The sequence below is a fragment of the Stenotrophomonas sp. PE591 genome (genome assembly GCF_018320795.1).
Lineage (GTDB): Bacteria > Pseudomonadota > Gammaproteobacteria > Xanthomonadales > Xanthomonadaceae > Stenotrophomonas > Stenotrophomonas maltophilia.
Genome location: NZ_JAAOKO010000006.1, coordinates 191,655 through 216,499 on the forward strand (window position 1 = coordinate 191,655; position 24,845 = coordinate 216,499).

The following is a 24,845-nucleotide window of genomic DNA, read 5'->3' on the forward strand; positions in this document are numbered from 1 at the left end:
TACGTCCTTGTAGGCTTGGCAGCGGCATCCATGCCGCTGACACCCCGCACGCCGACACCGCCCCGCCTTCGACAGTTGGCCGACAGCTGCTGGTGGGTGCCGACCGTTGGTCGGCACATCTGTCGGATACCGAATGAATTCGTCCACGCATGGCGTGGCTCTACTGGCAACTGCGGCTGTTGGTAGGTGTCGTCCGTTGATCGACACGTCTGTCAAATATCGATATCCGACCCCGTGCCGACCAACGGTCGGCACCCACCAAAGCAGAACGCTGTTCCGACAGATCGCGGAAAACGGCGCGACCGAGCTACATGGACGTACTTGCAGTGTCCCCCTCAACCGACCCCACCCCGCCAACCCACGGATAGCGCGCTTTGGCTTTTGCCGTTGCCTCTGCGGGTGCAGGGCGCAGCCCTGCAAAAAGAAGCACCCCTCAGTGAACAGCAGGCCGCGACGGCGGCAGCCACGCCGCCACGATGCCGAGCAGCGGCAGGAACGCAGTCAACTGGTAGACGTACTCGATGCTGGTCTTGTCCGCCAGCAGGCCGAGCACGGCAGCACCCAGCCCGCCCATCCCGAAGGCGAAGCCGAAGAACAGGCCGGACACCATGCCGATGCGATGCGGCATCATTTCCTGTGCGTACACCACAATCGCCGAGAACGCCGACGACAACACGAAACCGATCAGCACCGCCAGCACCGTGGTCCAGAACAGATCGGCATGCGGCAGCATCAGTGCGAACGGCGCAACGCCCAGGATCGAGGTCCAGATGATCGGCTTGCGGCCGATGCGATCGCCCAGCGGACCGCCGAGGAAACCACCGGCGGCCGACGCCACCAGGAACGCGAACAGGTGCAGCTGCGCCTGTGCCACCGGAATGCCGAAGTGGTGGATCAGGTAGAAGGTGAAGTAGCTGCCGATGCTGGCCATGTAGAAGTATTTGCTGAAGATCAGCACCAGCAGGATCGCCAGCACCTTGGCCACGGTGCGCGGGGGATGGCGCGGCGCCATCGAGGCGGTGCTGGCCGGGCGCGGGGTGCCCAGGTGCAGCGCGTACCAGCGGCCGACATAGGTCAGCAGTGCAATGCCGATCAGCGCGGCGCCGGCAAACCACGACGCGGCATGCTGGCCATGCGGCACGATCACGGCTGCAGCAATCAGTGGACCGAGCGCGGTACCGAAATTGCCACCCACCTGGAACACCGACTGCGCGAAGCCATGGCGGCCACCCGAGGCCAGCCGCGCAATGCGCGATGCTTCCGGATGGAAAATGGCCGAACCAATGCCGACCATCGCCGCAGCCATCAGCACCACCGCATAGTTCGGCGCGAAGCCGAGCAGCAGCATGCCGCACAGGGTCGAGGCCATGCCGATCGGCAGCGAGTACGGCGCCGGGCGACGGTCGGTGGCGGCGCCAACCAGTGGCTGGAAGATCGAAGCGGTCAGCTGGTAGGTCAGCGTGATCAGGCCGATCTGGGTGAAGCTCAGGTTGAAGCCGCCCTTGATCACTGGATAGATGGCCAGGATCAGCGACTGCATCATGTCGTTGACGACATGCGAGGTGGAAATAGCTGCCAGCACACCGGGAGCCACCGGACGTGAGGTCGTTGCGGGAGAAGCCAAGGCGGACATGGACGCAGTCAGGTTGGGGGCGAGCCACGCATGCTACGGTTGCCCTCCCCTCCCTTCTGCCGCGTTCGGGTCATGGCCTATCGCAAAAAGGACATTGCCGGCGATGTCGACCCGGCTGCGCCGTGGCGTGATGTGCCACTGCATCGCCCGGTCACCTACCGGGTTACCCAGTACCCGGCAGGCACCCATATCGCAGGCCACAAGCACCAGCGCCACCAGCTGGTCTATGCCATCTCGGGGCTGATGGTGGTGCGCTCGGAAGTCGGTCGCTGGGTCGTGCCCTCCACCCGTGCGATCTGGATGCCGGCGGGCATGGTGCACGCGGTGGACTGCATTGCCGCCGTGCACATGCGCAGCCTGTACATCGATCCGTCGTTCGCCCCGCAGTTGCCGGCCGAACCGTTCGCGGTACAGGTGGCACCGCTGCTGCGCGAACTGCTGCAGGCAGCCACCCTGATCAAGGGCGAGCACATCGAAGACAGCCGCGATGGCCGCGTGGTGCGCCTGCTGCTGGACGAACTGCATCGCATGGACGTACTGCCGCTGCACCTGCCCTCGCCCACCGACCCGCGCCTGCAGCGGATCTGCCAGCACATCCAGAAGCACCCCGGCGACGACGCCACGCTGCAGGACTGGGCACAGGCGCTGGAAGTGGACGTGAAAACCATCCAGCGCCACTTCGCCCACGAGCTGGGCATGACCTTCGGCCAGTGGCGACAGCAGGCGCGACTGCTGGCCGCATTGGAGCGGCTGGCGGTCGGCGACAAGGTCATCGATGTCGCGCTGGCGATGGGCTACGACAGCCCCAGCGCGTTCACCAGCATGTTCAAGCGCCAGCTGGGGCAGACGCCGGCGGCGTTTTTCCGCTGATCGCAAACGAAAACGCCGGGCATGGCCCGGCGCTGCCGCTCAACGCTTCGGTTGAAAGACTCAGGACGTCATCCGGTCCCAGAAGCCCTTCACGCCATCCATGAAGGTGGCCGACTTCGGCGAATGCTTGCGTGCTTCCTCGCCGACGAAGGTGGCTTCGAACTGTTCCAGCAGCTTGCGCTGCTCAGGGGTGAGGTTGACCGGAGTCTCCACCACCACGCGGCAGTACAGGTCGCCCTCGCTGCGGCTGCGCACCGAACGCACGCCCTTGCCGCGCAGGCGGAACAGCTTGCCGGTCTGGGTCTCGGCCGGAATGCGGATCTCCGCTTCGCCGCCGAGGGTCGCCACGCGCACGGTGTCACCCAGTGCCGCCTGCGAGATGCGGATCGGCACTTCGCAGTGCAGGTCGTCGCCATCGCGCTGGAAGATCGCATGCTCGCGCACGCGCACTTCCACGTACAGGTCGCCCGGTGGCGTACCGGCCGGACCGGCTTCGCCCTCGCCCTGCAGGCGGATGCGGTCGCCGGTATCGACGCCGGCCGGCACCTTCACCGACAGCACCTTGTCTTCCTCGACACGGCCGTTGCCGTGGCAGGTCTTGCAGGGCTTGGCGATGATCTGGCCACGGCCGCCGCAGTTGTGGCACGCCTGCTGCATGGCGAAGATGCCGCGCTGGATGCGCACCTGGCCGCGGCCATGGCACACATTGCAGGTTTCGACCTTGCCGTCTTCCGAGCCACTGCCATCGCAGTCGCCGCACTCGGCCAGGGTCGGAATCTCGATGCGGCGCTCGACGCCGCGCACGGCTTCTTCCAGGTCCAGCTCCATCACGTAGCCGATATCGGCGCCGCGACGCGCCTGGCGCGGACCACCGCCACCGCCGCCAAAGATGTTGCCGAAGATATCGCCGAAGATATCGTTCATGTCCGGGCCGCCCGGCCCGCCGCCGCCCATGCCGTGCTCGAACGCCGCGTGGCCATGGCTGTCGTACATGCGGCGCTTGTTGCCGTCGGACAGCACTTCGTAGGCTTCCTTGCACTCCTTGAAGGAGGCTTCGGCCGCCGCATCACCCGGGTTGCGGTCCGGGTGGAACTTCATCGCGCAGCGACGGTACGCCTTCTTCAGCTCGTCGTCGGTGGCGGTGCGGGCAACGCCCAGCACTTCGTAATAATCGCGCTTGCTCATATCGTGGATCTGGTTCCGGAAAGTCGGGATTCGTCAAAGCGGAAGAGCGGAACCAGGTCCGCTCTTGCGTCGGGCGCCCCGACACGCCGGTGGGCGGTCAGGACCCTGATGCGACAACGGGACGCTGGTGGCCAGCGTCCCGTGTCGGTCCGGATCAGGACTTCTTGTCGTCCTTGACTTCGGTGAACTCGGCGTCGACCACGTCGTCCTGCGCCTTGCCGGCATTGCCGGCGTCGGCACCCGGGGCACCGCCCTGGTCGGCCGAAGCAGCGGCGAACAGCGACTGGCCAGCTTCTTCCAGCGCCTTCGACTTGGCTTCGATCTGTGCCTTGTCGTCACCCTTCATCGCGGTTTCCAGGTCGGCCAGGGCCGCCTCGACCTTGCCGATGACATCGCCACCGACCTTGCTGCCGTGCTCGGTGATGGCGCTGCGGGTGCCGTGGATCAGGGCGTCGGCCTGGTTGCGGGCCTGCACCAGTTCCTGGAACTTCTTGTCTTCTTCGCGGTTGGCTTCCGCGTCGGCGACCATGCGTGCGATCTCTTCCTCGGACAGGCCCGAACCGGCCTTGATCTCGACCTTCTGTTCCTTGTTGGTCTTCTTGTCCTTGGCCGACACGTGCAGGATGCCGTTGGCGTCGATGTCGAAGGACACTTCCACCTGCGGCAGGCCACGCGGGGCCGGCTCGATGCCGGACAGGTCGAACTTGGCCAGCGACTTGTTGAAGCGGGCCTGTTCGCGCTCACCCTGCAGCACGTGCACGGTCACGGCCGACTGGTTGTCCTCGGCGGTGGAGAACACCTGCGAGGCCTTGGTCGGGATGGTGGTGTTCTTCTCGATGATCTTGGTGAACACGCCGCCCATGGTCTCGATGCCCAGCGACAGCGGGGTCACGTCCAGCAGCAGCACGTCCTTGACGTCGCCGCCGAGCACGCCGCCCTGGATCGCCGCACCCAGTGCCACGGCTTCGTCCGGGTTGACGTCCTTGCGCGGTTCCTTGCCGAAGAACTCGGTCACCGCCTGCTGCACCTTCGGCATGCGGGTCTGGCCGCCGACCAGGATCACTTCGCTGATGTCGCTCGAACGCAGGCCGGCATCGTTCAGGGCGACGCGGCACGGCTCGATCGACTTCTTGATCAGGTCGTCCACCAGGGCTTCCAGCTTGGCGCGGGTCAGCTTGATGTTCAGGTGCTTCGGACCCGACGCGTCAGCGGTGACGTACGGCAGGTTCACTTCGGTCTGCTGGGCGCTGGACAGCTCGATCTTGGCGCGCTCGGCAGCATCCTTCAGGCGCTGCAGGGCCAGCGGATCCTTGCGCAGGTCGATGCCCTGGTCCTTGTTGAACTCTTCAACCAGGTACTCGATGACGCGGTTGTCGAAGTCTTCGCCACCCAGGAACGTGTCGCCGTTGGTGGCCAGCACTTCGAACTGCTTTTCACCGTCGACGTTGGCGATCTCGATCACCGAGACGTCGAAGGTGCCGCCGCCCAGGTCGTACACCACGATCTTGCGATCCTTGTTGTCGCCCTTGTCCAGGCCATAGGCCAGCGCGGCCGCGGTCGGCTCGTTGATGATGCGCTTGACGTCCAGGCCGGCGATGCGGCCGGCGTCCTTGGTTGCCTGGCGCTGGCTGTCGTTGAAGTAGGCCGGCACGGTGATGACCGCTTCGGTGACCTTCTCACCGAGGAAGTCCTCGGCGGTCTTCTTCATCTTTTCCAGCACCTTGGCCGAGATTTCCTGCGGAGCCATCTTCTTGCCGTCGCTGGTGGCCACCCAGGCGTCGCCATTGTCATGGGCCAGGATGCTGTACGGGACGTGCGCGATGTCCTTCTGCACTTCGGCGTCGGTGAACTTGCGGCCGATCAGGCGCTTCACCGCGTAGAAGGTGTTCTTCGGGTTGGTCACGGCCTGGCGCTTGGCCGAGGCACCGACCAGGACTTCGCCGTCCTTGGTGTAGGCGACGATCGACGGAGTGGTGCGATCGCCTTCCGAATTCTCGATGACGCGGGCCTTGCCGCCGTCCATGATCGCCACGCACGAGTTGGTGGTGCCGAGGTCGATACCAATGATCTTGCCCATGGGGGAGACTCCTGAGGATACTTGTTGGTGTCAGTCCGGCCGTTCGGCCGGTGGATGAATACGATGTGGGGGAGGCTCGTGGAACATTCAAGCCATCTCCCGAACGCTGTGTTCAGCGCCTGGAAAACCTTGCCAGGCATGGCCTGGCACAACCGGGACCGGGCAAAGCCCGGCCTGGTCCATCAATCGGCGGCCACCACCACCAGCGCCGGCCGCAGCAGGCGCTCGTTGAGCAGGTAGCCCTTCTGGAACACGGTCACCACGCTGCCCGGGGCGGCGCCCGGCGTCGGCACCTGGCTGATGGCCTGGTGGTGTTCCGGGTTGAACGGCTGGCCGATCGGGTCCAGCAGGACCAGTCCGTTGTCGGCGGCCACCTTCAGCAGCTGCTTGTAGGTCAGCTCCAGGCCTTCGCGCAGCGGGTGCGGGTCGTCGCCGGCGGCCTTCAGGCCGGCATCCAGGCTGTCGAACACGGGGAGCAGATCGCCCAGCAGCTTCTCGTTGGCGAACTTGCGGGCCTGTTCGATGTCACGGGCAACGCGCTTGCGCTGGTTCTCCAAGTCGGCGCGCTCACGCAGGGCATCGGCCTTGACCTGTTCGATTTCGGCGCGCAGGCGCTCGACTTCGTCGTTGACGCCGGCGGTGGCGGCCGCATCGGCGGCACTCTGCTGGGATTCGATATCTGGCTGTTCGTGGTTCATGTCTGGGTCCCTGGCGGTCAATCTCCGCCTCCACCCACCCTAGTGTGGGCGGGATGCTGCGTTTCAAGCGTCGGATGTTCCCGGCGGGCGGCCGGCTGGCGAAAACGCCGCGCCCAGTACATCGGCGGTAGCCTGGACCAGCGGGATCACGCGGTCGTAGGCCATCCGCTTGGGGCCGATCACCCCCAGCACGCCCAGCACCTGGCCATTGGCCGTGTAAGGGGCAGTGACCAGCGAGACGCCCTGCAGCGGCATCATCCCGGTTTCCTCGCCGATGAAGATGCGCACGCCGGGCGCCTGGATGGTCCGCTCCAGCAGCTGCAGGATCTCCCGCTTGCTGGAGAACAGCTCGAACAGCTCGCGCAGCCGCTCCAGGTCGGACAGGTCCTGCACCCCCATCAGGCGGGTCTGGCCGGCCACCAGCATGTCGTCGGCAGCCGGCTGCAGGGCCTGTTCGGCCAGCTCGATGCTGTGCGCCAGCAGCTGTTCCAGCTCGGAGCGGGCATCGCGCAGTTCCAGCAGCAGTCGGGTGCGGATCTCGGCCATCGGCAGGCCGGCGAAATGGGCATTGAGATAGTTGGCCACCTGCTCCAGCTGGCCCGGCGCGAACTCCTGCCGGGTCTCGATGACGCGGTTCTGCACCTCGTTGTCGGCAAACACCAGGATCGCCAGCACCCGGCGCCCGTCCAGCGCCACGAAATCGATCTGGCGGAAGGCGAACTGCTCGCGTCGTGGTGCGCTGACCACGCCGACGAAGTGGCTCATCGCCGACAACAGCTCCGAGGCGCTGCCGAGCAGGGCCTGGGTGCTGCCGCCGCCAGCCAGTTCCTGCCGCAACCGGGCCAGCTCGCCTTCGCCCGGCGGCTGCATCTGCAGCAGGCTGTCGACGAAGACCCGGTAGCCATGTGCGGTCGGGACGCGCCCGGCGGAGGTGTGCGGCGAGGCCAGCAGCCCCAGGTCTTCCAGGTCACCCAGGATGTTGCGTATGGTCGCCGGACTGACCTCCAGCCCGGCCACGCGCGCCAGCGTCTGCGAGCCGACCGGCTCGCCGTCCTGGATGTAACGCGCGATCAGCGTGCGCAGCAGATGGCGCGCACGCGGGGCAAGCTGGTCGGGAGAACCGTGCATGGAATCAACCTGTGAGACACGGACACTAGATAATGGCGGCGCATCACCTTGGCAAGTCATTGGACCTCCCTCGCCCGCGTGCTAGCGTTGCGCGGCTGCTGATACCCCCTTACCCATGCTCAGACATCTTTCGATCAAGGATTTCGCCGTCGTCCGCGCCACCGAACTGGAGTTCGGGCCAGGCATGACCGTGGTTTCAGGCGAGACCGGCGCCGGCAAGTCGCTGATGGTCGACGCGCTGGGCTTCCTGTCCGGCCTGCGCGCCGACAGCGGCGTGGTCCGCCACGGCGCGGCGCGCGCCGAGCTTTCGGCCGAGTTTGCGCTGGAGCAGCTGCAGGCTGCACGCCAGTGGCTGGCCGACAACGAGCTGGACGACGAGGAGCAGTGCCAGCTGCGCCGGGTCATCCGCGCCGATGGCGGTTCGCGGGCCTGGATCAACGGCCGCCCGGTGACCCTGGCGCAGCTGGGCGACCTGGCCTCGCTGCTGGTGGAGATCCACGGACAGCACGAACAGCAGGCCCTGCTGACGCGCCCGTCGCAGCTGGCCCTGCTCGACGCCTATGCGCGCAACGAGAACGAACGCCGCCAGGTGCGACGTGCCGCCGCGGCCTGGCAGGCATTGGTCGATGAATCGCTGGCGCTGTCGCAACAGGGCGACGTCAGTGACCGGATCGGCTTCCTGGAGCACCAGCTGCGCGAGCTGGACCGTGAAGACCTGGAGCCGGAGTCGATTGCCGCACTCGGCGCCAGCCACCGCCGCCAGGCCCATGCCAGCGCCCTGCTGAGCGCCTGCCAGGCCGCCAGCAACCAGCTCAACGGCGACGACGGCAGCTCCGCGCTGGACCTGCTGCAGCAGGTGCGCCACGAGCTGTCGCGCCTGATCGAGCACGACCCGCGCCTGGGCGAGGTGGATGGCCTGATCGAGAACGCTTCGATCCAGCTGCACGAAGCCCTGTCGCTGCTGGATCGGGTGCATGACGACCTCGACGCCGACCCGGAACAGTTCGAGGAGAACGAGCGCCGCCTCGGCCGTCTGCACGACCTGGCCCGCAAGCACCGCGTGCCGATGGACGAGCTGGGTGCGCAGCGCGAGCGCATGCACGCCGAAGTGGAACAGCTGCGCGGCGCCGACGAACGCCTGCAGCGCCTGGCCGGCGAGATCGACAAGGCCGCCGCCGCCTGGCGCGCACAGGCCGAAGTGCTGACCGCCAGCCGTCGCAGCGCTGCTGCCGAGCTGTCGGCCACCACCACTGGCATCATCGCCGAGCTGGGCATGGGCGGCGGCCAGTTCCTGATCGAGCTGGAACCGCAGGACGCCGCCAAGCCCGACCCGCAGGGTGCCGAGCGCGTGGAATTCCTGGTCGCAGCCAATGCCGGCCAGCCGCCGCGCGCCCTGCGCAAGGTGGCCTCCGGCGGCGAACTGTCACGCATCTCGCTGGCCATCGAAGTGGCCGCGCTGGACCTGGATGCAGTGCCGACCATGGTGTTCGACGAAGTCGACTCCGGCATCGGCGGCGCGGTAGCCGACATCGTCGGCCAGAAGCTGCGCGCGCTCGGCGAGAAGCGCCAGGTGCTGTGCGTGACCCACCTGCCGCAGGTTGCCTCCAAGGGCCATGCCCATTACCGGGTCAGCAAGGCCCCGGTGGAAGGCATGACCCAGAGCGCCGTGGAAAAGCTGGACAGCAAGGCGCGCGAGGAAGAGCTGGCGCGCATGCTCGGCGGCGTGGAAGTGAGCAAGGAAGCGCGCGCCGCCGCGCGCAAGCTGCTGCAGGCCTGAGGCCGGCAGAGCAGAGCGTGGGCCCAGCTTCCGCATGGTAGTGCCGGCCGCTGGCCGGCAACCGATGCGAGGGGTCGAAGATCGTGAGGTTGCCGGCCAGCGGCCGGCACTACCCCCGTGGCTGCGTCAGGTCGACGTTCTCCACCAGGAAATCAAGAAACGCGCGCACCCGCAGCGGCAGGTAGCCGCCCTGCCCCAGGAACACCGCGTGCACCTCTTCCAGGTCACCGGGGTTGGCCTCTTCCAGTACCGGCAGCAGGCGCCCGGCGGCAATATCCTGCTGCACCTGGAATGCTGCCAGCCGCGCCATGCCCAACCCACCCAGCACCAGCTGGCGCAGCGCATCGCCGTTGCTGGCGCGCGCGTTGCCACTGGGCAGCAGCATGCGTTCGCGCCCGTCCTGCAGCAACGGCCAGCCCTGCATCGCGCGCGCATGGCCGATATCCAGCCGGTTGTGCGACTGCATCTCCTCGGCGTTGCGCGGCAGTCCATGCCGCTGCGCGTAGGCGGGCGCAGCCACGATCATCATCCGCGTCGCGCCCAGCCGCCGCGCCACCAGGCTCGAGCTCTTCAGCGGACCGGCCCGCACCGCCACGTCGGTGCGCTGCTCCAGCAGGTCGATCACCTCGTCGTTGAGGGTCAGGTCCACGCCTACCTGCGGATTGCGCTGCAGGAACGCTGGCAGCAACGGCAACAGGAAATGCTGGCCGAACGGCACGTTGGAATTGACCCGCAGGCGTCCACGCGGCTCGGCGTGAGCACTGGCACAGCGCTCGGCCTCGTCCAGATCGGCCAGCACGCGCAGGCCGCGCTCGTAGAACGCGCAGCCCTCGGGAGTCAGCTGCAGCTGGCGGGTGGAACGCTGCAGCAGGCGCGTCCCCAGCCGTTGTTCCAGCCTCGCCACCAGCTTGCTGACCGCCGACGGGGTCATCTCCAACGTTCGGGCGGCTGCGGAAAAGCCCCCGGTCTCGATCACCCGCACGAACACTTCCAGTTCGCCGGATCGGTTGATGTCGGAGCGCGCCATGGCAATGAATCCAGTTCACAGATGATTGTCCATGCGCAGTCTAGTTCACAGATGAGTACGGAATCACCATGGCCTTCCCTCCACCTGGGATTGCCCGATGAATCGTTTCAGCCAGCTCGTCACCACCGCATTGATCGGCCTGTCCAGTGCCGCCAGCGCCGCCAGCGCCGCCCCTGCGCCGCACTGGGTCGCCAGCTGGCAGGCCAGCCCGCAACCGGTCTGGGGCGCGGAATTCCTGTTTCCGACCCTGGTCCCAGCCGCACTGCAGGACCAGACCTTCCGCCAGACGGCACGTATCAGCCTGGGCGGGTCTCGGCTGCGGGTGCGGCTGAGCAATGCCTACGGCACTCAACCACTGCGGATCGGGGCGGCGAGCGTGGCCGCCCGGGCGGGGGACACCCCGCAGCCGCTCAGTTTCGAAGGCCAGCCCGGAGTGCTGATCGGCCCCGGGCAGGAACGGCTGAGCGATCCGCTGCCACTGGCCACGGCTGACCGGCAGGCGCTGCAGGTCAGCGTCTTCGTGCCGGGGCCGATGCCGGTACAGACGTTCCATTGGGAGGGCAGGCAGACCAGTTGGATTGCGCCTGGCGACCAGAGCCGGGCCCAGGCACTGAGCGGGGCCAGCAGCACCACGGCCCGCCTGTTCCTGGCCGGCATCGAGGTCGAGGCGCCGACCAGCGCACGCAGCGTGGTGGTGATAGGCGATTCGATCACCGACGGCGCCACCGCCAGCCTCGACCAGGACCAGCGCTGGACCGACCATCTGGCCGCACGTTTGGTCCGGTACGGGGCGGCGGTGGTCAATGCCGGCATCTCGGGTGGCCGCCTCTTGCGCGACGGCATGGGGGAATCCGCGCCGGCGCGCTTCCAACGCGATGTGCTGGATCAGCCTGGCGTGTCCAGCGTGATCGTGCTGATCGGCATCAACGACATCAGCTGGCCCGGCACCGCCTTCGCCCGCAAGCAGGCGCGGCCCACGCTTGCCGAGCTGCAGGCAGGCTACCGCGCCCTGGCCGAACAGGCCCATCGGCGGGGTCTACGCATCCTCGGCGCCACCCTGATGCCGTTCGCCGGCGCCCTGCCCGGCACGCCGCTGGACGACTACTACCACCCGGACAAGGACGCCCTGCGCCGCCAGCTCAATGCCTGGCTGCGCACCGACGGGCCGTTCGACGCGGTGATCGACCTGGACGCGGCCCTGCGCGATCCGGCCGATCCGTCACGGATGGCCGCTGCCTACGACTCCGGCGATCACCTGCATCCGGGTGATGCGGGGAACCGGGCGATGGCCGAGGCGGTGGATCTGGAGATCCTCCTGGGTCGCCCGGGGTCAGGGCCCTTTCCTGAAGGGAACAGGCCCTGACCCCAGCAACGAAAAACCCCGGGCAGGCCCGGGGTTTCGTCGCATCTGGCTGGCTGGATCGGCTTACTTGCGCTTCTTGCGCACGTACAGCACCAGCGAGTGCTCTTCCAGTTCGTAGCCGTGGTCGGCTGCGATCTTGCGCTGCAGCTCCTCGATCTCATGGCTCTCGAACTCGATGATCTTGCCGCTGTCCACGTCGACCATGTGGTCGTGATGGCCGCCACGGTCAAGCTCGTAGACCGCCTGGCCGCCCTCGAAATTGTGCTTGAGCACGAGGCCGGCGGCCTCGAACTGGGTCAGCACCCGGTACACCGTCGCCAGGCCGATCTCGTCGCCATGCTCCAGCAGCTGGCGGTAGATGTCTTCGGCGGTCATGTGGTGCTGGGCATTGCGCTGCTCGAGCAGCGCCAGGATCCGCATCCGCGGATGGGTCACCTTCAGGCCGACTTTACGCAGGTCGTGGGTTTCCATAGGTCTCCGTTCATTGGCGATTTAGCGCCAGCTGCCTCGGATTGGGTCGCGGTGGCACGCCGGGAGTGTATCATCGGTTTGATTTCCCCAACCGCCAGTCCCGATGCGCAATCTCCTGTTGGTCGCCGCCGTCGCCCTGTCCACCACCGGGTGCGGCATCATCTACAAGCAACCCATCTATCAGGGCAACCTGATCCGGGAAGATGCCGTGGCCAAGCTGCAGGTCGGGCAGAGCAAGCAGCAGGTCACCGCGCTGCTGGGCACCCCGTCCATTCCCGATCCGTTCCACGCCCAGCGCTGGGACTACACCTCCAGCCAGCGGGTGAACCGCCTGGGACGTACTGAAGTGAAGAACTTCGTGGTGTTCTTCGAGAATGACACCGTGACCCGTTGGGAAGGTGATTACTTCCCGGGCAACGACAAGGCCCTGGCCCAGCAGACCGTGCGCCAGTTCGGCCGCAACCTGCCGAAGGACAAGAAGAAGAAGGGCCGCTGAGGCCCCCTGCCCGTCCCCACGGACGGGTTGCGGGCATCAACCGCCGAGCGCGCGGCGCCGGCGGTTGTCCTTGGGGTCGGCCAGCAACGGGCGTAGCAGCTCAATGCGGTCACCCTCCAGCAACACCTGCTGCGGGCGCGCCAGTACGCCATGCACGGCCACGGCCGGGCATCGGTCACTGCCTTCCAGCGCGGCGGCGGCAATGGCATCGGCCACGGTTGCGCCCTCGTCCAGCTGCAGCCGGCGCGACAGCACCTGCTGCGGCCAGGCCAGCACCACCTCGACCTCGATCATCGCTCAGGCCTCGTCGGCGACGCGGACGAAATCATTGACCATCCGATCGGCCAGACCCTGGAAGCCGATCGCCAGGGCCGGCCCCAGCAGGCGTGAGCTGGGCTCGAACTCCAGGGTCAGGGTGACCTTGCAGGCGTCCTCGGCCAGCGCATGGAATTCCCAGCGGCCGTGCAACTGCTTGAACGGGCCATCGCGCAGCTGCATGTCGATGCTGTGCGGGCGCTGCAGGGTGTTTTCGGTCTGGAACCAGGTGCTGAACGAACCCAGGCCCAGGTCCAGGCGCGCCACCAGCCGGTCCTCGCCCTGCTCCAGGATCTGGGCAGCCGAGCACCAGCGGAAGCGGCGCGGATAGGCCTGGACATCGTTGACCAGGTCGAACATGCGCGCGGACGAATGTTCGACCAGGGCGCTGCGGCGGATAGTAGGCATGAATACAGGACGTTTCGGCAATCGACCGGGCGGGCCCGAATCGGAGACAATACGGAAATGAGCAAGAACAGCGGCAAGGATAAAGCAAAGAGCGCGACGGCCAACAAGACCATCGCGTTGAACAAGCGTGCCCGCCACGAGTACCACATCGAAGAACGCTTCGAGGCCGGCCTGGCACTGCAGGGCTGGGAGGTGAAGTCGATCCGCGCTGGCCGCGGCAACATCATCGATGCCTACGCCTACGTGAAGCACGGCGAGATCTTCCTGATCGGCGCCCAGATCACCCCGTTGATCCAGGCCTCCACCCACGTGGTGGCCAACGACCGGCGCGAGCGCAAGCTGCTGCTGCACCGGAGCGAGATCGACAAGCTGGTCGGCAAGGTCGAGCGCGATGGCTACACGATCGTGCCCACCGCGATGTACTGGAGCAAGAACAAGATCAAGCTCGAAGTCGCGCTGGCCAAGGGCAAGCAGACCCACGACAAGCGCGATGCCGCCAAGGACCGCGACTGGGCGATCGAGAAGCAGCGCGTGATGCGTCGCGGCAACCGCGACGCGTAAGGCCGCTGCGCATCACCCTGTAAAGCCGAGCCATGCTCGGCTGCCTTGGTTTTCTGTAGAGCCGAGCCATGCTCGGCTTCGGTAAGAAAAGCAGTCGAGCATGGCTCGACGCTACAAAAGGCGGGTCACCCCGCCAGCATGCCCTGCCCGCGCATGCGCGGCGCCAGCGCCGCGTGCATCACCGCCAGGTGCATCACCACCGCCAGTTCCGGCGCGTAGCGGTCATCGCCTTCCCGCCACTGCTGGGCCAGCTGCGCGGCATCATCGGGCAGCAACGACAGCAACTGGGCATCATCCAGCGCATCGGCGGCGCCCTGCAGCTGGCGCGCCAACTGCCGCGACTGCCACACGTGCACGCCAATACTGAGACTGGCCAGCGACATCAGGACGACGGCCAGCCCGTGCTCGAACCACTGCGACAGCACTTCCGGCCCCCACAGCAGGGCCGCCAGTACGGCCAGGCCCGGTAGGCGCCAGCCGAGCCAATGGATGCGACCGCGCTGCGACCAGTGCACCACCACCGCGCTGGCGACCAGTGCCGCCGCGGCCGTGGCCGGCAACTCCGTCACCCAGGTGGCCGCCAGCAGCACCGCCAGCACGGCCCAGACCCAGCCGGGCGGCAACGCGCGCCGCTGATAGTCGGCACCGACCGGCCCGATCAGCTGTCGCAGGCTGCGTTGTTGGCTTGCATCGGTCACCCACAGTCTCCGTGTCTGTCCTGGCTCGGATGGTCGTCGCCAGTGTGTCGCAAATTCGTGCCAATGACGTTACCAATCCGCTATGACGGTGGCTCTACAACGTGTTGCGGATTGCAAAGGTGACTGTTCAGCTGTTTTGCCGTAGCATTGCAACCGTTGGGCAGGCCCTGACCGTGGCAACGCGGGATCGGCCCTGTACCTTGCAGCACTGTAGAAACCGGGGGTGCATTGGTTTCGACGGGGGTTGTGAAGTCGCCTGGCGCATGCCGAGGGGGTAGCTTTCCTCGTAAATCCAGCTGCAAAACTCTAGTTGCCAACGACGACAACTACGCTCTGGCCGCTTAAGGCCTAAGCCTCGAAACCGCTTGTGTCCATGCTCGCGGTGTAGAGTCACTATCATGGAATCGCGCTGGGTGGCTGCCTGTCAGTCCGGCACTAGAACACAACAGGCTGGTTCCCGGATGCGCTTTGCACGCCGTGCTGTTCGGGGACGAGATCCAACGGTGAGCTAAGCATGTAGTGCTGGGGATGGAGTGCCTTCGGACGGCGGTTCAATTCCGCCCACCTCCACCATCTGTATGGCCTGTCGAGGCCGCAAGAAGCCGGATCTCCCGTCAATGGAGTTCCGGCTTTTTTGTGCCTGCACGTGGCGCAGGACGCGTGGCGCATAATCGGGATGACACCTCCACACTGCAGCCCCACCCCGCGACCGCCAGAAGGAACTGCCATGAAAGCTGCCCTCACGATTTCCGTGCTCCTCACCGCCTTCGCCGCCGCCCCAGCCACGCACGCCGCGGCACCGGCCATCGCGCCCCCCGGCACCGCCACGCTGGAAGCCCTGCTGGCCTGCAAGGCCGGCTCGGACTTCAGCGAGGCCGACGCCATCGATGCACTCCAGGCCGCTGGCCTGGCCAGGAAACCGGGTGGCACCTTCGAGCCGGAGGACAAGCCGGTCGCCCTGTTCGGCGGCACCGTCACCAGTGCCGATGTGAACGTGGCCGAGGGCGAGAAGAGCCTCTTCGTCTACTTGAACGGCGTTGACGCCACGCATCTGGCCAAAGCGTGGTCAGTGAACACGGTCAACGAACACGCCAACACGCAGGAACCTTCATACGTGAAGACCATCGACAAGCGCCACACCCTGCACGTGATCGCAGGCGATGACTACGAAGGCTATTCCGCTGCCGTGAAGTGCCAGATCTCGCGATAACGGGTGATGCCCGCTACAGCCAACGCCGCACACGTTGGCGGAACATCGGATACACATCGGGGAAGCGGGCCAGCAACGCCCGCTCTTCCGGCATGATCTGCAACCAGGTGATGTAGAGCACGAACAACGGCACAGCCAGCAACGCGATCGTGTTCTGCAGATACAACATTGCGCCAGTGAGGATCGTTGCCTGGCCCAGATACATCGGATTGCGCGTGTAACGGTACATGCCGCGCGTGACCAGCGCGCTTGATGCCGAAGGGCGCAGCGGATTGACCGTGGTGCGCGCCCGCTGGAACGCAAGCTTCGGCAGCAGGTTCAGCGCCACACCGATCGCCATCACCCCGCCTGACATCAGCGCCCGCATCGGCAGGGGCAACACCGCCTCCGGCCACAGTCGGCTCCCCAGCCAGCCGATCCCCGCGCACAGCAGCATCACCAGCGGCGGCGGGATCCGGGTCTCAAGCCACGTCATCGCAGTCTCTGCATCTCTGCATTCACCCCAGTGTCACACGGAACCGGCTGAATCGCTTGGATGGCAGCGCCTGAGCCCCCCCCCCAAACCGACCGCCCGGTATCTTCCGCTTTGACAGGCCGACCGCTAGAGTGGCGCCACCGCGCAGGAGGATCGTATGGCAACCACGGGCTTGGGCTTCATCGGCCGCACGACCCTCATCATCACTGTGCTGCTCACCCTGGGCGGCTGCGCCACGTTGCGCCAGTTCGGGCCGTCGGTGCAGGTGGCCTCGGTCACGCCCGGCCAGTACATCGCGCTCAAGCGCGGTGACATCCTCACTTCCGGCAAGCTCAGCGCGGCGACCACGGAGACCTTGCGGGTGGCCGGCCTCGATGAAGGCGTATGCGCCAAACCGGGCCTGCCCTGCATCGAGGCGATGGAAAGCAGCATCGTGGTGCGCGAGGAAGACAAACGCTCCAGCCTGGCCGAGTTGTGGCTGCAGTATGCGATGACCCTGCCGGCGCCGAAGCGTGAGTACTCGGCATCCGGCCGCGCCAAGAGCGCGATCACCGAGCTGGATGCCGATTTTCAACCGCGCCTGGATGCGTGGATGCAGGTCGCGCGCCAGGCCTATGCCTATCTGTTCTTCACCGAGCGCACTGCCAACCAGCGCGGCTTCGAAGATCGCCAGACCCAGGTGCGCGACTATTACAACCTGGCCGTGCAGGAAGCCTCGGTACAGCTGTACGACGCCTATGCCACGGGCCGCGTGCACGGCCAGGCCAGCCACTTCCAGCTGGGCCGCTGGACCTTCGTGCTGGCCCCTTCAGGCGAAGCATCACCGCTGGATACGCGTACCCCTACCGAACTGGTACCGGCGGCCTCGCTGTCGTTCACTGGCACGCTGCGCAGCGTGCATCGCCGCGATGGCTTCGGTGCCGAGCTGGTGGCGGTGATGAACGATCCGGCTGGCAGCACGGCCACCCCGCCTTCGGCAGCGACGCCCGCCGCGCAGGCAAGCACCTCGGCCGCGCAGAGCTGGAGCGAGATGCCCTCCCCTTCAATGACGGTGCTGCTGCGCTTCTCGGGAAAGAACCTGTGGGAAGTGCTGCACGACGACGAGCCTGAGCTGGAGATCCACGATCCCTACCAGGTCACGGAAGTCACCCTGCATGGCCAACAGGTTCCGCTGGCCGCGAACTTCACCGCCGGCTATGCGTTGTGGCTGGCCCGTTCCAACTTCAGCCACCAGTCACTGCGCTCGCTGTTCGGTGGGAAGGGCGGCATCGACACGCCGCACCTGTACATGATGCAGCCCTACGATCCCAACCGCCGCGTGCTGCTGATGATCCATGGCCTGGCCAGCAGCCCGGAAGCCTGGGTGAACGTCGCCAACGAACTGATGCGCGACGACGAGATCCGCCAGGACTTCCAGGTCTGGCAGTTCTACTACCCGACCAACATGCCCATCGCGATGAGCCACGATGCGATGCGTCATACACTGTCCGAAGTGCTCAAGCATTTCGACCCCAGCGGCAAGGCGCAGGCTTCGCATGACATGGTGCTGGTCGGGCACAGCATGGGTGGCGTGATCGCGCGGCTGATGATCTCCTCTTCCGGCGATCATCTGGTCGACACCCTGCTGGAGACCGCGCAGATGACGCCGGCACAGCGTGAACTGCTGCGTACCAAGGGCGCACCGGTGCTGACTTTCCTGCCGGAACCGGAAGTATCGCGCGTGGTATTCATCGCCACGCCACACCGCGGCACCGACGTGGCGGGCACCCGCCTGGGCCGCTGGATCGGTCGCCTGGTGCGGTTGCCGCTGACCGTGCTGGAAGACGTGGCCACCATTGCCAACGATGGTCAGATCGACCGCAATGACGGCAAGCACGGCTACCAGATGAACAGCATCCAGAACCTGGACAAGGATGATCCCTTCGTCCGCGCGGTGGCCGACCTGCCGATGTCGCCGAAGGTGCACTACCACTCGATCATCGCGCGCGCCAAGGCCGATGGTCCGCTGGAAAAGACCGACGACGGGCTGGTGCCCTACTGGAGCTCGCACCTGCCGCACGCGGATTCGGAGAAGGTGATCGTATCCGGGCACAGCGTGCAGGAAGCCACGCCGGCCATCGTCGAACTGCGGCGGATCCTGCATGAAGACATGCAGCAGCATTCGGCCACGGTGAAGTAGCTGCGCGTGGCTGAGGGAAAACCCTCATCGCACGTACGCATCAGCCCTTCTATGCTGGATCCCACCACCCCACTGGAGGTCCGCATGAACACGCAAGAGCCCAGCCGCCAGCCCAGCCCCGACCCGGCCGAGCGCGATGCCTTCTTCCCGTCGCCCTACTCGCTGTCGCAGTTCACATCGCCCAAGAGCAACCTGTCAGGTGCCGACTATCCGGACGCGCGCCGCGATGGCCGCTGGAAGGTGTTGATGATCGCTGCGGACGAGCGCTATCTGCCCACTGCCAACGGCCACCTGTTCTCCACCGGCAACCATCCGGTGGAAACCCTGCTGCCGATGTACCACCTGGACAAGGCCGGCTTCGACATCGATGTGGCCACGCTGTCCGGCAACGCCGCCAAGTTCGAGTGGTGGGCGTTCCCGCGTGAGGACACGGAGATCGGCGGACTGTACGACCGCTACGAAGCCCGCTTCCGCCAGCCACTGCAGTTGGATGAGGTGGTGGCAGGCCTCGATGCCGCATCGGATTATGCAGCCGTGTTCATCCCCGGTGGCCATGGCGCACTTATCGGACTGCCGCAGAGTCGCGCGGTAAAGGCGGCCCTGCACTGGGCGATGGCCGAGCAACGTCACATCATCACCCTTTGCCACGGCCCGGCCGCATTGCTGGCCGCAGGCGTTGACGAGGCCGATGGTGGTTCGCTGTTCCGCGGCTACCGCATCTGTGCCTTCCCCGATGCGATGGACCGGCAGACGCCGGAGATCGGCTACATGCCCGGGCAGCTGCCGTGGTTCTTCGGTGAGCGCCTCGCGCAGCAGGGCGTGCAGATCGTCAATGACGGCATCGATGGCAGCGTGCTGCGGGACCGCCTGCTGCTGACCGGCGACAGCCCGCTGGCCGGTAATGCGCTGGGCAAGCTGGCCGCGCGCACGCTGCTCGACGACCTGGCCGGGCGCTGACCCGGATGAGCGAATTGGTGCAGGCGTTGCTGGAACTGGAACGCGCCCGCTCACTGAGTGCGGTGGGCGCCGTACTACGCAGCATCTCTGCACCGCTCGGCTACGACCGCGTGCTGGTGTTCGCCACCGGCACGGGGTTGGAGCGCGGTACACAGCGCGTGTACTGGATCGAGGGCGACTGGTTCGGCGACGGCGGCAGTACCGACCTCGCGCGCTACCTGCACGCCTGCCCGGTCAATCGGCACGTACTGGACAGTGACGCGCCGTTCTTCTGGAGCAAGCGCCAGGGTGTTCGCGGCGAACGCTATCAGGTGGTGAAGCAGCCACGTGGTGAAGGCCTGCACGGTCTGCAGGTGCCGGTGTTCGGCACCACCGGCCTGGAAGGCGCGATCAGTTTTGCCGGGACAGCGATCGATGCATCGGCCAGCGCGCGCCTGCAGCTGGAAGCTGCTGCAGCTGCAGCATTCCGTGCCGCTCGCCATCTGGCCGAATCGCCTGCCGAGCTTTCGGGAAGCGCACTGAGCAACCGCGAGCGCGAAGTGCTGCGCTGGGTCGCCGCTGGCCGTCGCCAAGCTGAGATCACGGCCACGCTTGGGCTTTCCACGCGCACCGTGGAGAACCACCTGCGCCACGCGCGGCAACGGCTGGGTGTGGCGACCACCGCGCAGGCAGTGCGTGCTGCCAGCCGTCGCGGCGAGATCGAAGACTGATCACGGCGAGACACTTCCGGCGGCCTGGTTCGCGTGTTACACACGCCATGCGCATGTGCGCGATTGCAGAAGCAAGGATGATGCTTATGAAACTGCAACTGGCCGCGATGGCTGCATTGATGTTGGCATTGGGTAGTGTGGTACCGGCAACCGGCCACGCGGCCGGGTCCCCCGGATCGACGACCGATTGCGTGCCCGTAAGACTTGGGCCCAACCTCGTGCATCAGCGCTGCACCGTCACCCGCACTCTGGCAGACGGCACCGTTCTCACGTCGGTGTACTGGATAGACGAGAACGGTCAATGGTACCTCCCGGCAGACTGATCTGCATCGGACACCGACTACGACTCCAAGGAGTGTGATCAATGACGCTGCACAATCGAATGACCGCTTTTTCTTTCGCTGCAGTAGTTGCACTTGCTGCCCTGGTGCCCTCGCCGCCGGCGAATGCAGCCGAAGAGGTCGCCCTGCAGGAGGAGTGCGTGCCCTTCCGCATCAGCGGCAACGTGTTCCACCAGCGTTGCACGCTGTACGTGGTCCATGACGACGGCACCCGCGTAGTCAGCGACCACTACAACCGCGACGAGAACGGGATGATCTACGACCCCTGATCGGGCAAGGGGCATCTGCCGGGCGGAGCGTCCAGCGCCCGTCCGGCATCTCCCAGTCGCCCATCCCGGCATACCGCTGCCCCCACCTTCCATGGCATGCTCCATGAAACCGTTTTCATGGAATGGAGGGATTCCACGATGTTGTCGCGTTTCCGTCGCCCCGCGCTGTGTGCGCTGCTGGTGCTTGCGCTGCCTGCCGTCGCCTGGGCTGCTGCACCGGCGCCACTGAAAGTAATGTCCTTCAACGTACGCACCCCGGCCGATACCGAACCGGGCAAGCGCTGGCCCGACCGCCGCGATGCCATGGTCAAGGTCATCCTCGATGCGCACCCGGCTGTGATCGGCACCCAGGAACTGGTGAAGGAGCAGGCCGACTACCTGTCCGAACACCTGCCCGGCTACCGCTGGTTCGGCGAAGGCCGCCGCGGTGGCAGCGGTGACGAACACATGGGCGTGTTCTACGACAGCAAGGTGCTGGCCATCGAGGAGTCCGGCAACTTCTGGTTGTCCGATACGCCCGACGTACCCGGCAGCATCACCTGGGGCAACCTGTACCCGCGCATGCTCACCTGGGCCCTGTTCCGCCGCCTGGACGATGGCCGTCGTTTCTATTTCATGAACACCCACCTGCCCTACCGCGACGAGGATGAACCGCGCCGGGTGAAGGGTGCCGAGCTGATCGGCAAGCGCGTGGAAGCCCTGCCGGCCGATCTGCCGGTGGTCCTGACGGGTGACTTCAACAGCGAGCCCGGTGGTGACACCTACAAGGCATTCACCCGCCTGCTGCAGGACACCCGTACCCAGGTGAAGGTTCCGCAGGGGCCACGCCTGACCTTCCACGATTTCACCGGCAAGGCCACCGTGCAGCTGGACTGGGTGCTGGTGCGTGGCTTCCATGCACGCAGCTTCCTGACCGATGACCGTCGCATCGACGGCGTGCTGCCGTCGGATCATTTCCCGCTGGTGGTCGAGCTGGACTGGCCGAAGCACTGAACCTGTACGGCAGCCGCAGCTACGGCGGCGGCTGTCGCGACATCAGCCGGTACAGCGCCTGATGCTGGTTGCGTGCCTGGCAGATGCGGGCACCGACCGCCAGAAACACGGAGATGCCGATCAGGCCCAGCCCCAGCATCTGGTCCGGCAGGCGCATGAAGCCGATCGCAGCCGCCATGGTAGCCAACACCATCAGCACTACGACCGCTACCGACAGCCCTGCGCCAGGCGGTCCCGGATCACCAAACAGCATGCGCTGGGTATCACGTTTGTCGTCGCTCATCGCCATCCCTCCCGGAATCTGCCCCACTAGTTACACCGCAGGCCCCGGTTCTGGCAGAGTCAGAAACGTCATGACTGTGACAACGTCCACAGCAAGCGACGCGCTACCCTCCCTCCATTCCCGATCTGCGGAGGACGTCATGGCGCACCAGAGCCGTCTGGCCGGATTCATCATCGACTGCCAGGACACGCCCGCTGACGAAGGCGCACGCTTCTGGGCGGCCGCCCTCGGTCTGCAGGCGCAGCCATCGTATGGCGAAGATGGCGCCGAGTACGCCGACCTGCAGGGCGCACCCGCGGGCCTGAACGTGGAAGTGCAACGTGTCGCTCACCCCTCACGGGTGCACCTGGACATCGAGAGCGACGACATCGATGCCGAGGCAGATCGACTGGAAAAACTCGGCGCGCGCCGGATCGGCTTCGTCAAACGCTGGTGGGTGATGGAAGCACCCACCGGCCATCGCTTCTGCATCGTGCGCATGCGCGAGCGCGACACACCGGCCAATCACTGGCCCTGACAGAAGAAAGGGACGGAAGCCACTGCTTCCGTCCCTTGCGCTTACTGCACCTGCGCCACGCTGGGTTGCTGCGGCGATTGCCCCCAGCCACCCAGCGCCTTGTACACGCCCACCACGCTGACATTGACCTCGGACTCAGCCGCCGCCAACGCATCGTCGGCCGCCAGCTGCGTGCGCTGCGCATCCAGCAGGGTCAGGAAGTCTTCCGAGCCCTCGCGGTAGCGGATCTGCGCCAGCGACTCAGCCCGGCGTGCCGCCTGCGCCTGCTCGACCACGATCGCCAGCCGCGCCTGCTGCTTGGAATAGCGGGTCAGCGCGTTCTCGGTGTCTTCCAGCGCCAGCAGCACGGCCTGCTCATACTGCGCAGCCACACCCTCGGCTTCAGCCTTGCTGGCACGCAGGCGTGCACGCACGGTGCCGAAGTCGAACGCGGCCCAGCTCAGCGACGGCGTCAGCGACCAGGCCTTGTTGTTGCCATTGACCAGGCCACTGGCGTCGCCGCCAAGGAAGCCGACGAAACCGGACAGTGACAGCCGCGGGAACAGGTCCGCAGTGGCCACGCCCACCCGCGCGGTGGCAGCGGCCAGGCGACGCTCGGCCACGCGCACGTCGGCGCGTTGGCGCAGCAGCTCGCGGGTATCGCCCAGCGGCAGCGCCTTGGCAAATGCCGGCACATCGTGCGGCGCAAGCATGGCGGTCAGCGTTTCCGGACGCTGGCCCAGCAGAACCGCCAGGCGATTGCGCGACTGCGTTTCGGCCACTTCCAGCAGCGGGATATCGGCCTCGATCGCCTTCAGCCGGGCGCGACTGCTCTGCACGTCCAGCTCGCTGCCGGCGCCCAGCTCCCAGCGCGCCTCGGTCAGCTTCTGCGTATCGCGCAGGTTGACCAGGGTGTGCTGGGCCACCGCGATGCGCTTCTGCGTACCGCGCAGCTCGAAGTAGTTGCGTGCCACTTCGGCGGCGACCAGCACCTGCGCATCGGCCAGGTTGGCCTGCTCGGCGTCCAGGTCGGCGCGCGCGGCTTCTGCTGCACGGCGCTTGCGGCCGAACAGATCCAGCTCCCAGCCGGCATCGAAGCCGAGCTGGTAGCTTTCACTGAACACCCGCTGCCCACCCAGCTGCGGATCGGGTTGCTTGCGGCGGTCGTAGCTGCCGCCCGCGGTGATGTGCGGGGCCTGGTCGAAGCGGCTTTCGACGAACACCGCACGGGCCTGGCTGACGCGGGCCACGGCCACGCGCAGGTCCAGGTTATCCGACAGTGCACCGTGCACCAGTTCCTCCAGCACCGGATCATCGAACTGCGCCCACCAGCTGGCCACCGGCGAGGTAGTGCTGAACACCGGCTGCTGCGCCCCCTGCAGCACCACCGGTTCCTGCACCGGCGCCTTGTAGTTCGGGCCGACGCTGACACAGCCCGCCAGCACCAGGCTGGAGACGGCCATCGCCAACGTGCGGATCACCATGGCAGCACCTCGCCCAGGTAGGTGAAGCTGCCGCTGGCACCGGATTCACCGATGAGTGCCATTTCCACGCTGGAACGCGCGCCTTCGCTGATTTCGATCTCGCCGTTGCCGCCGTTCATGTCGGTCTTCACGTAACCCGGATGCACGGTATTGACCTTGATCGGCGTGTTGCGCAGTTCGTAGGCCAGACTCAGGGTCCAGCTGTTCACCGCGGCCTTGGAGGCGTTGTACGCCGGAATCTTGAAGTCATAGATGCCCGAGGAGGGATCCGCGTGCAGGGTCTGCGAGCCGAGCATGCTGGACACATTGACGATGCGACCGGACTTGGCCTGCTTGACCAGCGGCAGGAATGCCTGGGTGACCGCCACCAGCGCATACACGTTGGTATCGAAGGTGCGCTTCCAGGTCTCGAGCGATTGCTCCGACGGCGCCTGTGCGGGATTCTCGATCATGATGCCGGCATTGTTGACCAGGATGTCGAGGCGGCCATGGCGCTGGCGTACCTGCTCGACCGCTTCGGCGATGCTGGCCGCGTCGGTCACGTCCAGTTGCAGGGCTTCAACCGGCAGGCCTTCAGCCTGCAGCTTCAGCGCCAGCTCCACGGCGGTCTCACGCTTGCGGCCGGCCAGCAGCGTGTGCACGCCCGCCTGGGCCAGCTGGCGCACGGTTTCCAGGCCGATGCCACGGGTGGCGCCGGTGACCAGCGCGATCTTGTTCTGATGGGTATTCATGGATGCATGC

27 protein-coding genes and 1 other RNA gene are annotated in these 24,845 nt (G+C 66.3%); 14 read left to right on the forward strand and 14 right to left on the reverse strand.

Translation table 11 applies throughout. The features are described 5' to 3' along the window. Positions 1 to 433: 433 nt before the first annotated feature. A complete protein-coding gene (locus JLDANKMP_RS15670; protein ID WP_032966631.1) occupies positions 434 to 1,633 on the reverse strand; it encodes an MFS transporter in 1,200 nt (399 codons plus the stop codon). Between the two features lie 72 nt (positions 1,634 to 1,705). Here JLDANKMP_RS15670 and JLDANKMP_RS15675 point away from each other — a divergent pair, with 72 nt between their 5' ends. Beyond that, complete coding sequence (locus JLDANKMP_RS15675; protein WP_043035461.1) at positions 1,706 to 2,503, forward strand: helix-turn-helix transcriptional regulator; 798 nt, start codon at positions 1,706 to 1,708, stop codon at positions 2,501 to 2,503. Between the two features lie 60 nt (positions 2,504 to 2,563). Here the strand turns inward: JLDANKMP_RS15675 and dnaJ are convergent, their stop codons facing one another. From dnaJ to hrcA, 4 genes are all read right to left on the reverse strand, one after another. Next, the gene (dnaJ, locus tag JLDANKMP_RS15680) at positions 2,564 to 3,688 is read right to left on the reverse strand and encodes a molecular chaperone DnaJ (protein WP_005409242.1); all 1,125 of its coding nucleotides are present in this window, start codon (positions 3,686 to 3,688) and stop codon (positions 2,564 to 2,566) included. Between the two features lie 154 nt (positions 3,689 to 3,842). Beyond that, entirely contained in the window at positions 3,843 to 5,765 is a 1,923-nt protein-coding gene (dnaK, locus tag JLDANKMP_RS15685) for a molecular chaperone DnaK (protein WP_005409241.1), read from the reverse strand. Positions 5,766 to 5,947: 182 nt separating this feature from the next. After that, on the reverse strand, positions 5,948 to 6,463 hold the full coding sequence (gene grpE / locus JLDANKMP_RS15690) for a nucleotide exchange factor GrpE (protein ID WP_005409240.1): 516 nt from the start codon (positions 6,461 to 6,463) through the stop codon (positions 5,948 to 5,950). Positions 6,464 to 6,526: 63 nt separating this feature from the next. Then, entirely contained in the window at positions 6,527 to 7,591 is a 1,065-nt protein-coding gene (hrcA, locus tag JLDANKMP_RS15695; protein ID WP_005409239.1) for a heat-inducible transcriptional repressor HrcA, read from the reverse strand. Between the two features lie 115 nt (positions 7,592 to 7,706). Here hrcA and recN point away from each other — a divergent pair, with 115 nt between their 5' ends. Then, entirely contained in the window at positions 7,707 to 9,368 is a 1,662-nt protein-coding gene (gene recN, locus JLDANKMP_RS15700; RefSeq protein WP_043035463.1) for a DNA repair protein RecN, read from the forward strand. A 109-nt stretch (positions 9,369 to 9,477) separates the two neighbouring features. Here recN and JLDANKMP_RS15705 read toward each other — a convergent pair whose 3' ends face one another. Next, positions 9,478 to 10,395: a LysR family transcriptional regulator gene (locus tag JLDANKMP_RS15705; RefSeq protein WP_033834401.1), complete on the reverse strand. Its 918-nt coding sequence runs from the start codon at positions 10,393 to 10,395 to the stop codon at positions 9,478 to 9,480. A 97-nt stretch (positions 10,396 to 10,492) separates the two neighbouring features. On the opposite strand from JLDANKMP_RS15705, the gene JLDANKMP_RS15710 reads away from it, so the two are divergent. Further along, positions 10,493 to 11,758, forward strand: a complete 1,266-nt coding sequence (locus JLDANKMP_RS15710; protein ID WP_212561602.1) for an SGNH/GDSL hydrolase family protein — start codon at positions 10,493 to 10,495, stop codon at positions 11,756 to 11,758. Positions 11,759 to 11,821: 63 nt separating this feature from the next. Here the strand turns inward: JLDANKMP_RS15710 and fur are convergent, their stop codons facing one another. Next, positions 11,822 to 12,229, reverse strand: coding sequence for a ferric iron uptake transcriptional regulator (fur, locus tag JLDANKMP_RS15715; RefSeq protein WP_005409235.1), 408 nt, complete (start codon positions 12,227 to 12,229; stop codon positions 11,822 to 11,824). Between the two features lie 103 nt (positions 12,230 to 12,332). On the opposite strand from fur, the gene bamE reads away from it, so the two are divergent. Further along, on the forward strand, positions 12,333 to 12,725 hold the full coding sequence (gene bamE, locus JLDANKMP_RS15720) for an outer membrane protein assembly factor BamE (RefSeq protein ID WP_005409234.1): 393 nt from the start codon (positions 12,333 to 12,335) through the stop codon (positions 12,723 to 12,725). A 36-nt stretch (positions 12,726 to 12,761) separates the two neighbouring features. Here the strand turns inward: bamE and JLDANKMP_RS15725 are convergent, their stop codons facing one another. After that, positions 12,762 to 13,019: an RnfH family protein gene (locus JLDANKMP_RS15725; RefSeq protein ID WP_005409233.1), complete on the reverse strand. Its 258-nt coding sequence runs from the start codon at positions 13,017 to 13,019 to the stop codon at positions 12,762 to 12,764. A 3-nt stretch (positions 13,020 to 13,022) separates the two neighbouring features. Next, complete coding sequence (locus JLDANKMP_RS15730; RefSeq protein ID WP_005409232.1) at positions 13,023 to 13,448, reverse strand: type II toxin-antitoxin system RatA family toxin; 426 nt, start codon at positions 13,446 to 13,448, stop codon at positions 13,023 to 13,025. 57 nt (positions 13,449 to 13,505) lie between these two features. Here JLDANKMP_RS15730 and smpB point away from each other — a divergent pair, with 57 nt between their 5' ends. Further along, the gene (gene smpB, locus JLDANKMP_RS15735; protein WP_005409231.1) at positions 13,506 to 14,009 is read left to right on the forward strand and encodes an SsrA-binding protein SmpB; all 504 of its coding nucleotides are present in this window, start codon (positions 13,506 to 13,508) and stop codon (positions 14,007 to 14,009) included. Positions 14,010 to 14,134: 125 nt separating this feature from the next. Here the strand turns inward: smpB and JLDANKMP_RS15740 are convergent, their stop codons facing one another. Beyond that, entirely contained in the window at positions 14,135 to 14,707 is a 573-nt protein-coding gene (locus tag JLDANKMP_RS15740) for a hypothetical protein (protein ID WP_005409230.1), read from the reverse strand. Between the two features lie 219 nt (positions 14,708 to 14,926). On the opposite strand from JLDANKMP_RS15740, the gene ssrA reads away from it, so the two are divergent. Then, positions 14,927 to 15,280, forward strand: a transfer-messenger RNA (tmRNA) gene (ssrA, locus tag JLDANKMP_RS15745). 154 nt (positions 15,281 to 15,434) lie between these two features. Further along, entirely contained in the window at positions 15,435 to 15,917 is a 483-nt protein-coding gene (locus JLDANKMP_RS15750) for a hypothetical protein (RefSeq protein ID WP_212561603.1), read from the forward strand. Positions 15,918 to 15,930: 13 nt separating this feature from the next. Here JLDANKMP_RS15750 and JLDANKMP_RS15755 read toward each other — a convergent pair whose 3' ends face one another. Next, entirely contained in the window at positions 15,931 to 16,392 is a 462-nt protein-coding gene (locus tag JLDANKMP_RS15755; RefSeq protein ID WP_043035469.1) for an isoprenylcysteine carboxylmethyltransferase family protein, read from the reverse strand. A 157-nt stretch (positions 16,393 to 16,549) separates the two neighbouring features. Between JLDANKMP_RS15755 and JLDANKMP_RS15760 the strand changes: the two genes are divergently transcribed. The 6 genes from JLDANKMP_RS15760 to JLDANKMP_RS15785 all read left to right on the forward strand — a co-directional run bounded on the left by JLDANKMP_RS15760 (position 16,550) and on the right by JLDANKMP_RS15785 (position 21,841). Next, positions 16,550 to 18,571, forward strand: a complete 2,022-nt coding sequence (locus JLDANKMP_RS15760; RefSeq protein WP_049397840.1) for an alpha/beta fold hydrolase — start codon at positions 16,550 to 16,552, stop codon at positions 18,569 to 18,571. Between the two features lie 84 nt (positions 18,572 to 18,655). Then, on the forward strand, positions 18,656 to 19,528 hold the full coding sequence (gene hchA, locus JLDANKMP_RS15765) for a glyoxalase III HchA (RefSeq protein WP_212561604.1): 873 nt from the start codon (positions 18,656 to 18,658) through the stop codon (positions 19,526 to 19,528). Between the two features lie 5 nt (positions 19,529 to 19,533). Continuing rightward, positions 19,534 to 20,238, forward strand: coding sequence for a PA1136 family autoinducer-binding transcriptional regulator (locus JLDANKMP_RS15770; protein ID WP_212561605.1), 705 nt, complete (start codon positions 19,534 to 19,536; stop codon positions 20,236 to 20,238). An 86-nt stretch (positions 20,239 to 20,324) separates the two neighbouring features. Next, on the forward strand, positions 20,325 to 20,561 hold the full coding sequence (locus tag JLDANKMP_RS15775; RefSeq protein WP_024956430.1) for a hypothetical protein: 237 nt from the start codon (positions 20,325 to 20,327) through the stop codon (positions 20,559 to 20,561). A gap of 59 nt (positions 20,562 to 20,620) precedes the next feature. Continuing rightward, the gene (locus tag JLDANKMP_RS15780) at positions 20,621 to 20,848 is read left to right on the forward strand and encodes a hypothetical protein (RefSeq protein WP_249336955.1); all 228 of its coding nucleotides are present in this window, start codon (positions 20,621 to 20,623) and stop codon (positions 20,846 to 20,848) included. Between the two features lie 138 nt (positions 20,849 to 20,986). Beyond that, positions 20,987 to 21,841, forward strand: a complete 855-nt coding sequence (locus JLDANKMP_RS15785) for an endonuclease/exonuclease/phosphatase family protein (RefSeq protein ID WP_212561607.1) — start codon at positions 20,987 to 20,989, stop codon at positions 21,839 to 21,841. 19 nt (positions 21,842 to 21,860) lie between these two features. Here the strand turns inward: JLDANKMP_RS15785 and JLDANKMP_RS15790 are convergent, their stop codons facing one another. Beyond that, positions 21,861 to 22,124 carry a hypothetical protein gene (locus tag JLDANKMP_RS15790; RefSeq protein ID WP_005409115.1) on the reverse strand — a complete coding sequence of 88 codons (264 nt, stop codon included), beginning with the start codon at positions 22,122 to 22,124 and terminating at the stop codon, positions 21,861 to 21,863. Between the two features lie 139 nt (positions 22,125 to 22,263). Between JLDANKMP_RS15790 and JLDANKMP_RS15795 the strand changes: the two genes are divergently transcribed. Beyond that, positions 22,264 to 22,641 carry a VOC family protein gene (locus tag JLDANKMP_RS15795; RefSeq protein ID WP_005409114.1) on the forward strand — a complete coding sequence of 126 codons (378 nt, stop codon included), beginning with the start codon at positions 22,264 to 22,266 and terminating at the stop codon, positions 22,639 to 22,641. 41 nt (positions 22,642 to 22,682) lie between these two features. On the opposite strand, the gene JLDANKMP_RS15800 is transcribed toward JLDANKMP_RS15795, so the two are convergent. Then, positions 22,683 to 24,104 (reverse strand): efflux transporter outer membrane subunit, encoded by a 1,422-nt coding sequence (locus tag JLDANKMP_RS15800; RefSeq protein WP_043035475.1) that lies wholly within the window; start codon positions 24,102 to 24,104, stop codon positions 22,683 to 22,685. After that, positions 24,098 to 24,835: an SDR family oxidoreductase gene (locus JLDANKMP_RS15805; protein WP_005409112.1), complete on the reverse strand. Its 738-nt coding sequence runs from the start codon at positions 24,833 to 24,835 to the stop codon at positions 24,098 to 24,100. Before JLDANKMP_RS15805 ends, JLDANKMP_RS15800 begins: the two co-directional genes overlap by 7 nt. Positions 24,836 to 24,845: the final 10 nt, after the last annotated feature.

Coding starts and splice junctions, on each gene's coding strand:
- JLDANKMP_RS15670 (WP_032966631.1), bottom strand. CDS start 1,633: ATGTCCGCCTTGGCTTCTCCCGCAACGACCTCACGTCCGGTGGCTCCC.
- JLDANKMP_RS15675 (WP_043035461.1), top strand. CDS start 1,706: ATGGCCTATCGCAAAAAGGACATTGCCGGCGATGTCGACCCGGCTGCG.
- dnaJ (WP_005409242.1), bottom strand. CDS start 3,688: ATGAGCAAGCGCGATTATTACGAAGTGCTGGGCGTTGCCCGCACCGCC.
- dnaK (WP_005409241.1), bottom strand. CDS start 5,765: ATGGGCAAGATCATTGGTATCGACCTCGGCACCACCAACTCGTGCGTG.
- grpE (WP_005409240.1), bottom strand. CDS start 6,463: ATGAACCACGAACAGCCAGATATCGAATCCCAGCAGAGTGCCGCCGAT.
- hrcA (WP_005409239.1), bottom strand. CDS start 7,591: ATGCACGGTTCTCCCGACCAGCTTGCCCCGCGTGCGCGCCATCTGCTG.
- recN (WP_043035463.1), top strand. CDS start 7,707: ATGCTCAGACATCTTTCGATCAAGGATTTCGCCGTCGTCCGCGCCACC.
- JLDANKMP_RS15705 (WP_033834401.1), bottom strand. CDS start 10,395: ATGGCGCGCTCCGACATCAACCGATCCGGCGAACTGGAAGTGTTCGTG.
- JLDANKMP_RS15710 (WP_212561602.1), top strand. CDS start 10,493: ATGAATCGTTTCAGCCAGCTCGTCACCACCGCATTGATCGGCCTGTCC.
- fur (WP_005409235.1), bottom strand. CDS start 12,229: ATGGAAACCCACGACCTGCGTAAAGTCGGCCTGAAGGTGACCCATCCG.
- bamE (WP_005409234.1), top strand. CDS start 12,333: ATGCGCAATCTCCTGTTGGTCGCCGCCGTCGCCCTGTCCACCACCGGG.
- JLDANKMP_RS15725 (WP_005409233.1), bottom strand. CDS start 13,019: ATGATCGAGGTCGAGGTGGTGCTGGCCTGGCCGCAGCAGGTGCTGTCG.
- JLDANKMP_RS15730 (WP_005409232.1), bottom strand. CDS start 13,448: ATGCCTACTATCCGCCGCAGCGCCCTGGTCGAACATTCGTCCGCGCGC.
- smpB (WP_005409231.1), top strand. CDS start 13,506: ATGAGCAAGAACAGCGGCAAGGATAAAGCAAAGAGCGCGACGGCCAAC.
- JLDANKMP_RS15750 (WP_212561603.1), top strand. CDS start 15,435: ATGAAAGCTGCCCTCACGATTTCCGTGCTCCTCACCGCCTTCGCCGCC.
- JLDANKMP_RS15755 (WP_043035469.1), bottom strand. CDS start 16,392: ATGACGTGGCTTGAGACCCGGATCCCGCCGCCGCTGGTGATGCTGCTG.
- JLDANKMP_RS15760 (WP_049397840.1), top strand. CDS start 16,550: ATGGCAACCACGGGCTTGGGCTTCATCGGCCGCACGACCCTCATCATC.
- hchA (WP_212561604.1), top strand. CDS start 18,656: ATGAACACGCAAGAGCCCAGCCGCCAGCCCAGCCCCGACCCGGCCGAG.
- JLDANKMP_RS15770 (WP_212561605.1), top strand. CDS start 19,534: ATGAGCGAATTGGTGCAGGCGTTGCTGGAACTGGAACGCGCCCGCTCA.
- JLDANKMP_RS15775 (WP_024956430.1), top strand. CDS start 20,325: ATGAAACTGCAACTGGCCGCGATGGCTGCATTGATGTTGGCATTGGGT.
- JLDANKMP_RS15780 (WP_249336955.1), top strand. CDS start 20,621: ATGACCGCTTTTTCTTTCGCTGCAGTAGTTGCACTTGCTGCCCTGGTG.
- JLDANKMP_RS15785 (WP_212561607.1), top strand. CDS start 20,987: ATGTTGTCGCGTTTCCGTCGCCCCGCGCTGTGTGCGCTGCTGGTGCTT.
- JLDANKMP_RS15790 (WP_005409115.1), bottom strand. CDS start 22,124: ATGAGCGACGACAAACGTGATACCCAGCGCATGCTGTTTGGTGATCCG.
- JLDANKMP_RS15795 (WP_005409114.1), top strand. CDS start 22,264: ATGGCGCACCAGAGCCGTCTGGCCGGATTCATCATCGACTGCCAGGAC.
- JLDANKMP_RS15800 (WP_043035475.1), bottom strand. CDS start 24,104: ATGGTGATCCGCACGTTGGCGATGGCCGTCTCCAGCCTGGTGCTGGCG.
- JLDANKMP_RS15805 (WP_005409112.1), bottom strand. CDS start 24,835: ATGAATACCCATCAGAACAAGATCGCGCTGGTCACCGGCGCCACCCGT.